An 11825-nucleotide genomic window follows, 5' to 3' on the forward strand; every position below is an offset into this window, starting at 1 on the left:
GGGAGATTTGATTATTTGGCGGGTTTTGCACGTCTGAATCCGTTCACAACAAAGAAGACAACGGCCATCGCCGCCAGCGCGTACCACTGGAAGGCATAGCCCTGATGTTTTTCGACGCTCATCGCCGGCAGCGCCCAATCGCGCACCATGCCGGTGTCGTCGCCGCCCGGCCTGGCCGGCGCGGTCTGCTGCAGCACGAACGGCTGCATCGTCAGCCCGCTCTGCGCGGCCACCTGCAGCGGATCGGCGTTCTGCACGATCGCGTTTGGCGCCAGCGGCGGCGCCGTTCCCAATTGCATCACGTGGCCCGGGGTCAGGCGCGCCACGCCTTCCAGCGTGACCTCGCCCGTCGGCGTCGCGTAGGCCGGCAACCTGTCGTGCTGCGCCGAATCGCGCGGCAGCCAGCCGCGCTGCACCAGCACATGCATGCCCGATCCGGCGATCTTGAACGGCATCAGCACGTAAAAGCCGGAGCGGCCCTGGTACGGGCGATTATCCAGATACAGCGGCCAGTCGGCCACGAACCGGCCGGTCGCGGTGACCCGGCGGAATTCGACGGCGCCGGCGTCGAGCGCCTTCCCGTCGAGCACCATCGGCCCGGCCAGATTGCCTTGAGCAAGTTTATCCTGTGCGGAGATTTTTTGCGCGGCGCGCCGTTCCTGCCAGTTGCCCAGCTGGATGCCGAGTGTCACCAACAACACCGTCGCCACGAACGGGATCAGTTTAAAGCGGAAGCTAATAGGCATTACAATGGAGCCTCAATCATTTCACCGCCCGGTCCTGTCATGAAAATTGCTGTCGCCATCGCGTTCATCCTGATACTGGGCAGCCTGGGATCGGCCTTCTTCTTCCTGATGCGCGACAAGGGCAAGAACAACAACACCGTCAACGCGCTCGCGCTGCGGGTGGGCCTGTCGATCGCCCTGTTCCTGCTGATCCTGCTCGCCTACAAGCTCGGCTACATCCACCCCACCGGCATCAGGGGTTAAAGCGGGACACCAAAAAAACAAAGCCGCGTCCGGGCAACCCGTCTGCGGCTTTTTCGCCGCGACGAACCCGTCGCGGCATTATAACGCTGCGCCCTTACAGCCAGTACACGACAACGTACAAACCGAGCCAGACCACGTCGACAAAGTGCCAGTACCAGGCCGCGCCTTCGAACGCGAAGTGGTTGTCCGGCGTGAAGTGGCCCTTGAGCACCCGGTACAGCACCACCGACAGCATGATCGCGCCCATCGTGACGTGGAAACCGTGGAAGCCCGTCAGCATGAAGAAGGTCGAGCCGTAGATGCCCGAGGTCAGCTTCAGGTTCAGTTCCGAGTAGGCGTGCATGTATTCGTAAGCCTGGAAGCCCATGAAGACCGCGCCCAGCAACACCGTGGCGAACAGCCAGATGGCGGTCTGCGCGCGATGGCCGGCGCGCAGCGCGTGGTGCGAAATCGTCAACGTCAGGCCCGAGGTCAGCAGCAGAGCGGTGTTGATCGTCGGAATCGGGAACGGGCCCATCGTGCTGAAGGTTTCCACGGTGCCGGCCGGACCGGTGTTGCCCCAGTGCGCGGCGAAGTCGGGCCAGATGAACTTGTGATCGAGGTCGCCCAGCCACGGCATCGTGATCGTGCGCGCATAGAACAGCGCGCCGAAGAAGGCGCCGAAGAACATCACTTCCGAGAAGATGAACCAGCCCATCGACCAGCGGTACGAGTAATCGATGCGCTGGCTGTATTGGCCGGCCTCGGATTCCTTGATGGCGTCGCCAAACCAGAAATACAGCACCGTGATGATCGCCGCCAAACCGATAAAGTTCACCGACATACCCCATGACGCATCGTTCACCCAGCCGGAGGCGCCGACCATGGTGATCAACAACGAAATGCCGGCCAACAACGGCCATCTGGACGGACCCGGTACAAAATAGTACGGGGCCGTGGCGCCGTGTGATCCGACGTGTGAACCGACCTGTGAACTCATCTTCATCTCCCTAAATCATTTATGCGAGGATGCTACTTTTTATGGTGCCACTACTAATTTGACTACCGTGATCAGCAGGCCGATGAAAACGGCCACGCCGATCAGGGCGGCGATGACGATGTGCAACGGATTCAGCCTCGCCGAATCGGTATCGAAATCGCTCTTGCGGCGCAGGCCGAAAAACGACCAGAACACCGCCCGCAACGAATACAGGAACGAAGCGTTTTCCTTCTTATCGGACGGCATTTTTAGCGCCCTCGCTCACCGCCGCTGTTTTGTCCGCTGTTTTGTCCATGCCGCCCACCTCGAAGAAGGTGTAGGACAATGTGATCGTCTTCACATCCTTCGGCAGCGCCGGGTCGATGAAGAACACCACCGGCATCTGCCGCGCCTCGTTCGGCTTGAGCGCCTGCTGCTTGAAGCAGAAGCATTCGACCTTTTTAAAGTGCTGCATCGCATTCTGCGGCGCGTAGCTTGGAATCGCCTGCGCCGCGACATCGCGGTTTTGCGTGTTGACCACTTCGTACATCACCGTGGCGAGCTCGCCCGGGTGCACCGTCATGTTCGTCACCGTCGGGCGGAAGCGGTACGGCCCCTGCGCGTTGGCGTCGAACTCGATGACGACGTTGCGCGTCTTGTCGACCTGCGTGTTCTTGTCGAACTCGACCGTGCCGTCCTTTTGCGTCAGCACGTTCAGCCCCAGCGCTTCGCAGATCTGGCGGTAGAACGGATTGAGCGCGTAGGCGAAGCCGAACATCACCACCGCGATGACGATCAGCTTGCCCAACAAGGTGCGGTTCAATCCGCTGGTTTCGTTGTCGCGACTCACAGCATCCCGTTCAAGGTTTAACTCAACCAGATTCGTTTGACGAACACGGACAGGAAAAAGAACAGCGCGAGGCCGGCCAATATCCAGCCGGTGCGCGCGTTGTTCGGCTTCTTACGATCTGTCATGATTCTATGCCACCCGCGTTACTTGAACTGCGGTGGGGTTTCAAAGGTGTGGAACGGCGCCGGCGACGGCACGGTCCACTCCAGGCCTTCGGCGCCCTCCCATGGCTTCGCTTCGGCTTTCTTGCCGCCACGAATGGTCGGAATGATCACCGCGAACAGGAAGAACACCTGCGACAGGCCGAAACCGAAGGCGCCGATGGTGGCGATCATGTTGTAGTCGGTGAACTGCGCCGAGTAGTCGACATAGCGGCGCGGCATGCCGGCCAGCCCCAGGAAGTGCATCGGGAAGAACGTGACGTTGAAGGTGATCAGCGACAGCCAGAAGTGCGCCTTGCCCATCGTTTCGTTGTACATGTGGCCGGTCCACTTCGGCGACCAGTAGTAGAAGCCGGCGAACAGCGCGAACAGCGAGCCGGCCACCAGCACGTAGTGGAAGTGCGCCACAACGTAGTAAGTATCCTGCAGCTGGATGTCGATCGGCGTCACGGCCAGGATCAGGCCGGTGAAGCCGCCGATGGTGAACACGAAGATGAAGCCGACCGAGAACAGCATCGGGGTCTCGAACGTCATCGAGCCCTTCCACATGGTGGCGATCCAGTTGAACACCTTCACGCCGGTCGGCACCGCGATCAGCATGGTGGCGTACATGAAGAACAGCTGCGACGTCACCGGCATGCCGGTGGTAAACATGTGGTGGGCCCAGACGATGAACGACAGGATCGCGATCGACGCGGTGGCGTACACCATCGACGCGTAGCCGAACAGCTGCTTGCGGGCGAAGGCCGGCAGGATCTGCGAGACGATGCCGAACGCCGGCAAAATCATGATGTACACCTCGGGGTGGCCGAAGAACCAGAAGATGTGCTGGTACATGACCGGGTCGCCGCCGGCGGCCGCGTTGAAGAACGTGGTGCCGAAGTGGCGGTCGGTCAGCGTCATGGTGATGGCGCCCGCGAGCACCGGCATCACGGCGATCAGCAGGTAGGCGGTGATCAGCCAGGTCCAGCAGAACATCGGCATTTTCATCAGGGTCATGCCGGGCGCGCGCATGTTCAGGATGGTGACGATGATGTTGATCGAACCCATGATCGACGACGCGCCCATCAGGTGCATCGCGAAAATGGCCATGTCCATGCCCGGTCCCATCTGGGTCGACAGCGGCGCGTACAGGGTCCAGCCGGCGGCGGTGGCGCCGCCCGGCGCCAGGAACGAGGTCGCCAGCAGCAGCGCGGCCGGCGGCAGCAGCCAGAACGAGAAGTTGTTCATGCGCGCGAACGCCATGTCGGAGGCGCCGATTTGCAGCGGGATCATCCAGTTGGCGAAGCCGACGAAGGCCGGCATGATGGCGCCGAACACCATCACCAGGCCGTGCATCGTGGTCAGCTGGTTGAAGAACTCGGGCTGGAAGAACTGCAGGCCGGGCTTGAACAGCTCGCTGCGGATCATCAGCGCCAGCACGCCGCCCGACAGCAGCATGATAAACGAGAACCACAGGTACAGCGTGCCGATGTCTTTGTGGTTGGTGGCGAACAACCAGCGCGACAGCCCGTGCGGGTGGTCGTGAGCGTGATCGTGATCGTGTGCGTGATCCAAGGTGCTAGTGCTCATGTGGTGCGCTCCTGATTACTTACGTGCAGCCAAGACTTCGGCTGGTTGAACGATGTTTTCGGCGGCCTTGTTCGACCAGCTGTTCCGGGTATAGGTGATGACGGCGGCGATGTCGGTGTCCGACAGTTGCTTCCACGCCGGCATCTCGGCCGGGTATTTGCCGCTCTTCTGGCCGTTCAGCAGCACGTGGATCTGCGCGGCGCGCGGGCCGTTGACCACGGCCGAGCCGTCCAGCGCCGCGAAGGCGTTCGGCACGCCCTTGCCGGTGGCCTGGTGGCAGACCACGCAGTTGGCCGTATAGACTTTTTCGCCACGGGTTTTCAGTTCGTCGATGGTCCAGGTCTTGTTCGGATCGTCGGCCGCTGCCGCCATTTCCTTTTTCTTGCCGTCGACCCAGGTCTTGTACTCGGCGTCGGTGACGACCTTGACGACGATCGGCATGAACGCGTGTTCCTTGCCGCACAGCTCGGAGCAATAGCCGCGATAGGTGCCGGTGTGGTCGGCCTTGAACCAGGTGTCGCGCACGAAGCCGGGAATCGCGTCCTGCTTGACGCCGAAGGCCGGGATCGACCACGAGTGGATCACGTCGTTGGCGGTGGTGACCATGCGGATCTTCTTGTTGACCGGCACCACGACTTCGTTGTCGACGTCCATCAGGTAGTTGTCGCCGCGCGCCTCGGTCGGCGCAAAGCCCGGCGCGCCCACTTGCGAGCGCGGCGTTTTCAGGTTCGACAGGAAGGAAATGCCCTCGCCGTCGCCTTTCAGGTAGTCATAGCCCCATTTCCACTGCATGCCGGTGGCCTTGATGGTGATGTCGGCGTTGGAGGTGTCCTTCATGCCGACCACAGTGCGGGTGGCGGGCAGCGCCATGCCGATGACGATCAGGAACGGCACCACGGTCCAGGCGATTTCGACAGCGGTCGATTCGTGGAAGGTGGCCGGCTTGTGGCCGAGCGACTTGCGGTGCTTGAAAATGGAATAGAACATCACGCCGAACACGCCGACGAAGATGACCAGGCAGACCACCATCATCCAGGTGTGGAGGTCGTAGATCTGGGAAGCAATCTGGGTTGCGGGCGGTTGCAGATTCATCTGCCCGGTGACGGGGCCGCCGGTGCCGCCGGTCGCCGGGCCATAGGTGCCTGCCGCCGTCTCCGCCGCCCACGCTGGGATACTGGCTGCCGTCATCGTCAGCCCGAGCATCAACGATTGAAGTCGCTTCGCATGTGTCATGTTTTCCCCAACCACCCAAGAAATTAAAAAGTATTTTTTTAACGACTCCGGATTTCGGTGAACTGAACCGGCGCCGCTCCTTAAACAACTTCAGGCCCCATGCCAGCCACGTTTGAAAATTTCTTCAACGCGGCCCCGGCGGGACCTTGAGACTTGTCATGTCGTCCCGACATACTGCCTAAGGACAACATAAAAGCCTGATTCTGCTTAATTCAACTGCTTGTTCTTGTTCGTTCTAACTGCTTTCGCCTCGCGTCGGTGGGTTATAGCTGGCGACGTGACATGCTGGCAAAATTAGTCAATGATTATATATAACAACAACGGCGCACATCAACAAATAATCCATTTTGCAACTCTTCCGTCCCTCACAGCGCACTCAGCTTTACCACAGTGCGAAATGGGCGGCGGCAGGTGAAACAGCCGCAAACCCGCTACTGGCGCGGCTTGCGGGGCAGATCGAAGCGTATGATGGCTTCACCTTTGGAAGTCACTTTCGGCGCCGGCCGGAACGCATGGCCGTAAATCACCTCGAACGTCAGCCCCAGCTTTCCGTCCGCGCGACGGGTCTTTTCCAGCGCGTCCAGCATGCGTTGCCAGGCATGCTTTCCCGTCAGCCCCCTGTTCACCGTCGCCAGCGGATTACCGCCCAGCGCGCGCACATCGGCCAGCATCGCCAGCGGCGTGTCGTAGGTCACGGTAATGACTTCCATATCCAGCACCGGCGTCGAGAAACCGACCTCCACCAATTGATCGCCGAAGTCGTGCATATCGACAAACGGCAGCGCGTGCTGCGCCAGATCGGCCTCGGCAAACGCCGCCCGCAACTCGCGGAAGGTATCGGGACCAAAACACGAAAACATCAGCAGACTATTGACACGCAGCACGCGGCGCCATTCGGCAAACACGCGGTCCGGCTGTGGATGCCAGTGCAGGGCCAGGTTAGACCATACGAGGTCGATCGAGTTCGGTCCCAACGGCAAATCAGCGAAATCGCCGCACACCAGGTCGACGCCCGTCTTGGACGGCAACAGTTTGCTCAACAACTGATTCAACGACGATGGCCTGGTCGATTGACCTTGCGCGGCGCGCAGCTGGGCCTCGGCGGCATCGAGTCCGAGTATTTGTGCTGCTGGGTAGGATTTTTGCAACAGCGGCAGGTCGGCACCCGTGCCACAGCCGGCGTCGAGCACACGCTGTGGCGTGATCTTGATCAATTCCAGGCGATCAAACATGCGCGACGACACTTCGCGGCGCAGGAAATCGGCCGGGGCGATGCGGTCAGGTCGGGAGAATAGCGTGCGCACACGCTCCAGATCGATAGGCGCGCTCAGTTTGGGTGGATTTGCGGACACATGCATCGTGGGGTGGTCTGTAATGCGATAATGTCCGCAGTGTACATGGTTGGACGCAAACGCGACGCCCAAGGCCCGCGTTTTTTGCCGGGAGCGTGGCATGCGTGACAAACTGATCGAAGAAGCAACGGACAGGCGACGCGGCGCCAGCGCCGGTCCGGCCGGTGGCTTGCTGCGGCGCACCAGCGCCAGACTGCTGCGATCGCTGCTGCCGACCTCGTGCGCGTTGTGCGGCCTTGGCAGCGACCACACGCTCTGCCCGGCCTGCGCCGCGCAGTTTTTCGGCGCCGATGTTGCGCTCGCGCGTTGCGGCTGCTGCGCCAATCCGCTGCCCGGCGCGCCGCTGGCGCGGGACCGCCAAGGCCACAGCGGTGAAGCGGCACGCGACGCCTCCCGCCCTCCGTTGTGCGGCCTGTGCGCAACGAATCCGCCGGCCTTCGACGTCACGCTGACGGCGGCCGACTACGCGATGCCGGTCGACCAACTGGTGCTGCAACTGAAATTCGGCCACCGGCTGGCGCTGGCCACGCTGTTCGCGCGCCTGCTGCGCGACGCCGTTTTGCAGCAGCCCGGCTTCGTGTTGCCTGCGCTGATCTGTCCGGTTCCGCTGGGACCGCGCCGGCTGGCCGAGCGCGGCTACAACCAGGCGCTGGAAATCGCCCGGCCGCTGGCGCGCAGCCTCGGCGTCGCGCTGCATCCGCGTCTGACGGCCCGGGTGCGCGAGACGGTGGCGCAAAGCAGCGTCGCGCCGGAGCAGCGCCAGCGCAATATCGCCGGCGCTTTCGCCGTGCCGGACGCCGCGCTGGTGCGCGGCAGGCATATCGGCATCGTCGACGACGTCATGACCAGCGGCCGCACCCTGGACGAACTGGCGACCACGTTGAAGCGCCACGGCGCCGCGCGCGTGAGCAACCTGGTGTTCGCGCGCACGCCGCCGCATTGAATGTCGCATTGAATTGTCATGAGGAGAACAACTTGTTTCATGTAGTACTGGTCCACCCCGAAATTCCGCCGAACACCGGCAACGTCATCCGTTTGTGCGCCAATACCGGCGCGCAGCTGCACTTGATCGAACCGCTCGGCTTCCCGCTGGAGGATTCGAAGATGAAGCGCGCCGGGCTGGATTACCACGAGTACGCCAAGATGAAGGTGCACGCCGACTGGCAGGCGTTTTTGACGGACCTGCAGCCGGACCCGTCGCGCATGTTTGCCATGACCACGCACGGTTCGTCGCCGTTCGCGCAGGCCAGTTTCCAGCCGGGTGATGTGTTTGTGTTTGGTTCCGAGACCAGCGGCCTGCCGCCGGCGCTGCGCGAGAATTTCCCGCCGGCCCAGCGCATCCGTCTGCCGATGCGTCCGGACAACCGCAGCCTGAACCTGTCCAACACCGTGGCGGTGGTGGTGTTCGAAGCCTGGCGCCAGAACGGTTACGCCGGCGGCGCCTGAGATTCAGCGTCCGCGCCGCCTGGCGACGTAGCGCGCCAGCGCCAGCGCGCCCGTGCCGACGGCGCTGACGATGATGGTCGAGGCGGCAAACAGCGCCGGAGGATTGCGCATGCCAAGCACATCGGCCGCGAAGGCCAGCGCCACCGCCGCCATCAGCTGCGCCGGCAGCATGAACCGCAACTGCTGGAACGCGACCGCGTCGCCGCGCTGCCAGAGCCGCCACGCCACGTACGTCACCGGCCCCCACAGCACGCCGATAAACACCAGCACCGCCAAGGCGATCAGCAGCAGCCTCATGCCGGACGCTGCGCGCGCACCTTGGTCAACAGTTTGGTGGTCGAGCGGTCATGCTCGAAATCGATCGCGATCGCCTGCCCGCCGTAAGCCAGTACCGCCTTACCTTCCGGAATCGCATCCATCCGATAATCGCCACCCTTGGCGTAAATTTCCGGCCGCGCCTGCTGAACCACTTCCAGCGCGGTGTCCTCGTCGAAATCGACCACCAGGCTGACCGACTCCAGCGCGGCCAGCACAGCCATGCGGTCGGCGCAGTTGTTCAGCGGGCGGTCGTCGCCCTTGCCCAGCCGCTTGACCGACGCGTCGGTGTTGGCGGCCACCACCAGCGACGCGCCCAGCGCGCGCGCCTGCGCCAGATAGGTGACGTGGCCGCGGTGCAGGATGTCGAATACGCCGTTGGTCAGCACCACCGGCTTGGGCAGCGCGGCCACGCGCGCGGCCAGTTGTTCACGGGTGCAAATCTTGTCTTCAAATTGGGGCATGTGGGTCTTTTCGTCGGTTTGCGCTGCCATGGTGCATTATATCGACACCATTCCGCTACAATGATCTTTGTTGTCCCACAATTATTGCATCTGTACATTGCCTGTGTTCAAATAGATTCATGACTCTGACCGAACTGAAATATATCGTAGCCGTTGCGAGGGCGAAACACTTCGGGCACGCCGCCGAAGCGTGCTACGTCGCGCAGCCGACGCTTTCGGTCGCCATCAAGAAACTCGAGGACGAGCTGGGCGTGGTGCTGTTCGAACGGGGCGGCGCCGAGATCTCGGTCACGCCGCTGGGCGCGCAAATCGTCGCCCAGGCCGAACGCGTGCTGGAGCAAACCGCCGCGATCAAGGAACTGGCCAAACAAAATAAAGACCCGCTGGCCGGCCCGCTGCGCTTGGGCGTGATCTACACCATCGGCCCTTACCTGCTGCCGCCGCTGGTCAAGGGCATGATCGACAAAGTGCCGCAAATGCCGTTGATATTGCAGGAGAACTTCACCGTGCGCCTGCTGGAAATGCTGCGCCAGGGCGAGCTCGACGCGGCCATCATGGCGCTGCCGCTGCCCGATCACGGCATGGCGATGCAGGCGCTGTACGACGAGCCGTTCGTGGTCGCCATGCCGGCCCAGCATCCGTGGACCAAGCGCAAGACCATCCCGGCGGACGACCTCAAGACAGAAAACATGCTGCTGCTCGGTAACGGACATTGTTTCCGCGACCAGGTACTGGAAGTCTGTCCCGAAATGGCGCGCTTCTCGGCGCCCGGTAATGGCATGCAACGCACCTTCGAAGGTTCGTCGCTGGAAACCATCCGCCACATGGTCGCCAGCGGCATCGGCCTGACCGTGCTGCCGCGCGCCTCGGTGCCCGACATGAACACCACCGAAGGCATGCTGCAATTCCGCAACTTCGACGCGCCGCAGCCATCGCGCCGCGTGGTCATCGTCTGGCGCAAGAGCTTCACCCGCAAGGCCGCCATCGACGCTGTCTGCGAGGTTGTCGCCTCCTGCAACCTGCCCGGCATCACCACCCTCTGCAACGACGAATAAACCGGGTGTCCCCGGCCGTCCGACGACCGTCCGGGAAAGATTTGCGATAATGCCCATCTTTCCCTTCAAGCGACGCAATCGATGAACAAGCTGCAGCTGTATTTCCGCCTGGTCAGACTGGACAAACCCATCGGCACACTGCTGCTGCTGTGGCCGACGCTGTGCGCGTTGTGGCTGGCCTCCAACGGCAAACCGGACTGGAAGCTGATCCTGATTTTCTCGCTCGGCACCCTGCTGATGCGCTCGGCCGGCTGCGCGATCAACGACTACGCCGACCAGGATATCGACAAGCACGTCAAGCGCACCGCGCAGCGTCCCATCACCAGCGGCCGCATCAGCGGCAAGGAAGCGCTGGCGATCGCCGCCGCGCTGGCCATCGTCTCGTTTTGCCTGATCCTGCCGCTCAACACGCTGACCAAGCAACTGTCGGTGGCGGCCGTGATCATTGCCGGCACCTATCCGTACTTCAAGCGCTTCTTCGCCATCCCGCAAGCGTACCTGGGCATCGCCTTCGGCTTCGGCATCCCGATGGCGTTCGCCGCGATCCAGAACACCGTGCCGCCGGTGGCGTGGTTGCTACTGCTGGGCAACGTCTTCTGGGCGGTCGCCTACGACACCGAGTATGCGATGGTCGACCGCGACGACGACTTAAAGATCGGCATCAAGACCTCGGCCATCACGTTCGGGCGCTACGATATCGCCGCCGTCATGCTGTGCTACGGCGTGCACCTGGCGCTGTTGCTGGTGTGCGGCTTGCAGTTGGGATTGGGTTTGTGGTTCGTCGCCGGCCTGGTGGTGGCCACCGGCATCGCGCTGTATCACTACACACTCATCCGCGCACGCGAGCGCGACGCGTGTTTTTACGCTTTCCGCCATAATAACTGGCTGGGTGCAGCGGTGTTCGCCGGTATTGCCGTCGATTACGCGCTGCGCTGAAACGATTGAGCCAGCGCAAGAGCGTTCCGCATTCGGCGCCTACACTGGCTATCCCCTTTCAACGAGCCACAGACAGGAGGTCACCACCATGGATCAGACTCATCAGAACGGCAACGGTATCAGCAACGGCAACGGTAATGGCGTCGCCGACGGCCAGGCCGCCAGCGGCGCGGCGCGCGACAAGCTGATGGACGGCTTGAAAAGCGCCATCGGCGAAGCGGAACATTTCCTCAGCGATGCTGGCGAACAGGTCAGCGAAAAAGCCTCCGAGGTCCGCGCCCGCTTCGAGGACACGCTGCGCACCGCCAAGACCGACCTGCGCAAGCTCGAGGACAGCGTCATCGCCCGCAGCCACGAAGTCGCGCAGAACGCCGACGTCTATGTGCGCGACAATCCGTGGAAAGCGGTCGGCGTGGGCGCGGCCGTTGGCGTGCTCATCGGCATTCTGGTGTCGCGCCGATAAACGCGCGTCCGGCCTGGCGCGCGGCCGGCCT

16 protein-coding genes are annotated in these 11825 nt (G+C 62.5%); 6 read left to right on the forward strand and 10 right to left on the reverse strand.

The window, feature by feature from the left end; all coding sequences use genetic code 11:
- Positions 1-11: 11 nt before the first annotated feature.
- Positions 12-746, reverse strand: a complete 735-nt coding sequence (locus tag ACZ0BA_RS17985; RefSeq protein ID WP_463452580.1) for an SURF1 family protein — start codon at positions 744-746, stop codon at positions 12-14.
- 39 nt (positions 747-785) lie between these two features.
- On the opposite strand from ACZ0BA_RS17985, the gene ACZ0BA_RS17990 reads away from it, so the two are divergent.
- A complete protein-coding gene (locus ACZ0BA_RS17990; RefSeq protein ID WP_463452581.1) occupies positions 786-989 on the forward strand; it encodes a twin transmembrane helix small protein in 204 nt (67 codons plus the stop codon).
- Between the two features lie 94 nt (positions 990-1083).
- On the opposite strand, the gene ACZ0BA_RS17995 is transcribed toward ACZ0BA_RS17990, so the two are convergent.
- The 7 genes from ACZ0BA_RS17995 to ACZ0BA_RS18025 form a co-directional block, all read right to left on the reverse strand.
- Positions 1084-1968 carry a cytochrome c oxidase subunit 3 gene (locus ACZ0BA_RS17995; protein WP_463452582.1) on the reverse strand — a complete coding sequence of 295 codons (885 nt, stop codon included), beginning with the start codon at positions 1966-1968 and terminating at the stop codon, positions 1084-1086.
- Between the two features lie 39 nt (positions 1969-2007).
- Positions 2008-2214 carry a DUF2970 domain-containing protein gene (locus tag ACZ0BA_RS18000; RefSeq protein WP_463452583.1) on the reverse strand — a complete coding sequence of 69 codons (207 nt, stop codon included), beginning with the start codon at positions 2212-2214 and terminating at the stop codon, positions 2008-2010.
- Complete coding sequence (locus ACZ0BA_RS18005; RefSeq protein ID WP_463452584.1) at positions 2201-2797, reverse strand: cytochrome c oxidase assembly protein; 597 nt, start codon at positions 2795-2797, stop codon at positions 2201-2203. The genes ACZ0BA_RS18000 and ACZ0BA_RS18005 overlap by 14 nt, the downstream gene beginning before the upstream one ends.
- Positions 2798-2814: 17 nt before the next feature.
- A complete protein-coding gene (locus ACZ0BA_RS18010; RefSeq protein ID WP_463452585.1) occupies positions 2815-2922 on the reverse strand; it encodes a cytochrome oxidase small assembly protein in 108 nt (35 codons plus the stop codon).
- Positions 2923-2940: 18 nt separating this feature from the next.
- Positions 2941-4530, reverse strand: coding sequence for a cytochrome c oxidase subunit I (ctaD, locus tag ACZ0BA_RS18015; protein WP_463452586.1), 1590 nt, complete (start codon positions 4528-4530; stop codon positions 2941-2943).
- A 15-nt stretch (positions 4531-4545) separates the two neighbouring features.
- Positions 4546-5763: a cytochrome c oxidase subunit II gene (gene coxB, locus ACZ0BA_RS18020; RefSeq protein WP_463452587.1), complete on the reverse strand. Its 1218-nt coding sequence runs from the start codon at positions 5761-5763 to the stop codon at positions 4546-4548.
- Between the two features lie 431 nt (positions 5764-6194).
- On the reverse strand, positions 6195-7121 hold the full coding sequence (locus ACZ0BA_RS18025) for a methyltransferase domain-containing protein (protein WP_463452588.1): 927 nt from the start codon (positions 7119-7121) through the stop codon (positions 6195-6197).
- A 94-nt stretch (positions 7122-7215) separates the two neighbouring features.
- Here ACZ0BA_RS18025 and ACZ0BA_RS18030 point away from each other — a divergent pair, with 94 nt between their 5' ends.
- Both ACZ0BA_RS18030 and trmL read left to right on the forward strand, forming a co-directional pair.
- Entirely contained in the window at positions 7216-8058 is an 843-nt protein-coding gene (locus ACZ0BA_RS18030; RefSeq protein ID WP_463452589.1) for a ComF family protein, read from the forward strand.
- Between the two features lie 32 nt (positions 8059-8090).
- Complete coding sequence (gene trmL, locus ACZ0BA_RS18035) at positions 8091-8561, forward strand: tRNA (uridine(34)/cytosine(34)/5-carboxymethylaminomethyluridine(34)-2'-O)-methyltransferase TrmL (RefSeq protein ID WP_463452590.1); 471 nt, start codon at positions 8091-8093, stop codon at positions 8559-8561.
- Between the two features lie 3 nt (positions 8562-8564).
- On the opposite strand, the gene ACZ0BA_RS18040 is transcribed toward trmL, so the two are convergent.
- Together ACZ0BA_RS18040 and rfaE2 are read right to left on the reverse strand one after the other, a co-directional pair.
- Positions 8565-8858, reverse strand: coding sequence for a hypothetical protein (locus tag ACZ0BA_RS18040; protein ID WP_463452591.1), 294 nt, complete (start codon positions 8856-8858; stop codon positions 8565-8567).
- The gene (gene rfaE2, locus ACZ0BA_RS18045; protein ID WP_463452592.1) at positions 8855-9340 is read right to left on the reverse strand and encodes a D-glycero-beta-D-manno-heptose 1-phosphate adenylyltransferase; all 486 of its coding nucleotides are present in this window, start codon (positions 9338-9340) and stop codon (positions 8855-8857) included. Before rfaE2 ends, ACZ0BA_RS18040 begins: the two co-directional genes overlap by 4 nt.
- A 119-nt stretch (positions 9341-9459) precedes the next feature.
- Here rfaE2 and ACZ0BA_RS18050 point away from each other — a divergent pair, with 119 nt between their 5' ends.
- The 3 genes from ACZ0BA_RS18050 to ACZ0BA_RS18060 all read left to right on the forward strand — a co-directional run bounded on the left by ACZ0BA_RS18050 (position 9460) and on the right by ACZ0BA_RS18060 (position 11794).
- The gene (locus ACZ0BA_RS18050) at positions 9460-10395 is read left to right on the forward strand and encodes a hydrogen peroxide-inducible genes activator (RefSeq protein WP_463452593.1); all 936 of its coding nucleotides are present in this window, start codon (positions 9460-9462) and stop codon (positions 10393-10395) included.
- Between the two features lie 81 nt (positions 10396-10476).
- Entirely contained in the window at positions 10477-11331 is an 855-nt protein-coding gene (ubiA, locus tag ACZ0BA_RS18055; protein WP_463452594.1) for a 4-hydroxybenzoate octaprenyltransferase, read from the forward strand.
- Positions 11332-11419: 88 nt separating this feature from the next.
- On the forward strand, positions 11420-11794 hold the full coding sequence (locus ACZ0BA_RS18060) for an ElaB/YgaM/YqjD family protein (protein WP_463452595.1): 375 nt from the start codon (positions 11420-11422) through the stop codon (positions 11792-11794).
- Positions 11795-11825: the final 31 nt, after the last annotated feature.

The sequence above is a fragment of the Duganella sp. AC917 genome, assembly GCF_979258245.1.

What these genes read in the sequence shown, in the direction of transcription:
- ACZ0BA_RS17985 (WP_463452580.1), bottom strand. Translation starts at nt 746, where the DNA reads ATGCCTATTAGCTTCCGCTTTAAACTGATCCCGTTCGTGGCGACGGTG.
- ACZ0BA_RS17990 (WP_463452581.1), top strand. Translation starts at nt 786, where the DNA reads ATGAAAATTGCTGTCGCCATCGCGTTCATCCTGATACTGGGCAGCCTG.
- ACZ0BA_RS17995 (WP_463452582.1), bottom strand. Translation starts at nt 1,968, where the DNA reads ATGAGTTCACAGGTCGGTTCACACGTCGGATCACACGGCGCCACGGCC.
- ACZ0BA_RS18000 (WP_463452583.1), bottom strand. Translation starts at nt 2,214, where the DNA reads ATGCCGTCCGATAAGAAGGAAAACGCTTCGTTCCTGTATTCGTTGCGG.
- ACZ0BA_RS18010 (WP_463452585.1), bottom strand. Translation starts at nt 2,922, where the DNA reads ATGACAGATCGTAAGAAGCCGAACAACGCGCGCACCGGCTGGATATTG.
- ctaD (WP_463452586.1), bottom strand. Translation starts at nt 4,530, where the DNA reads ATGAGCACTAGCACCTTGGATCACGCACACGATCACGATCACGCTCAC.
- coxB (WP_463452587.1), bottom strand. Translation starts at nt 5,763, where the DNA reads ATGACACATGCGAAGCGACTTCAATCGTTGATGCTCGGGCTGACGATG.
- ACZ0BA_RS18025 (WP_463452588.1), bottom strand. Translation starts at nt 7,121, where the DNA reads ATGCATGTGTCCGCAAATCCACCCAAACTGAGCGCGCCTATCGATCTG.
- ACZ0BA_RS18030 (WP_463452589.1), top strand. Translation starts at nt 7,216, where the DNA reads ATGCGTGACAAACTGATCGAAGAAGCAACGGACAGGCGACGCGGCGCC.
- ACZ0BA_RS18040 (WP_463452591.1), bottom strand. Translation starts at nt 8,858, where the DNA reads ATGAGGCTGCTGCTGATCGCCTTGGCGGTGCTGGTGTTTATCGGCGTG.
- rfaE2 (WP_463452592.1), bottom strand. Translation starts at nt 9,340, where the DNA reads ATGCCCCAATTTGAAGACAAGATTTGCACCCGTGAACAACTGGCCGCG.
- ACZ0BA_RS18050 (WP_463452593.1), top strand. Translation starts at nt 9,460, where the DNA reads ATGACTCTGACCGAACTGAAATATATCGTAGCCGTTGCGAGGGCGAAA.
- ubiA (WP_463452594.1), top strand. Translation starts at nt 10,477, where the DNA reads ATGAACAAGCTGCAGCTGTATTTCCGCCTGGTCAGACTGGACAAACCC.
- ACZ0BA_RS18060 (WP_463452595.1), top strand. Translation starts at nt 11,420, where the DNA reads ATGGATCAGACTCATCAGAACGGCAACGGTATCAGCAACGGCAACGGT.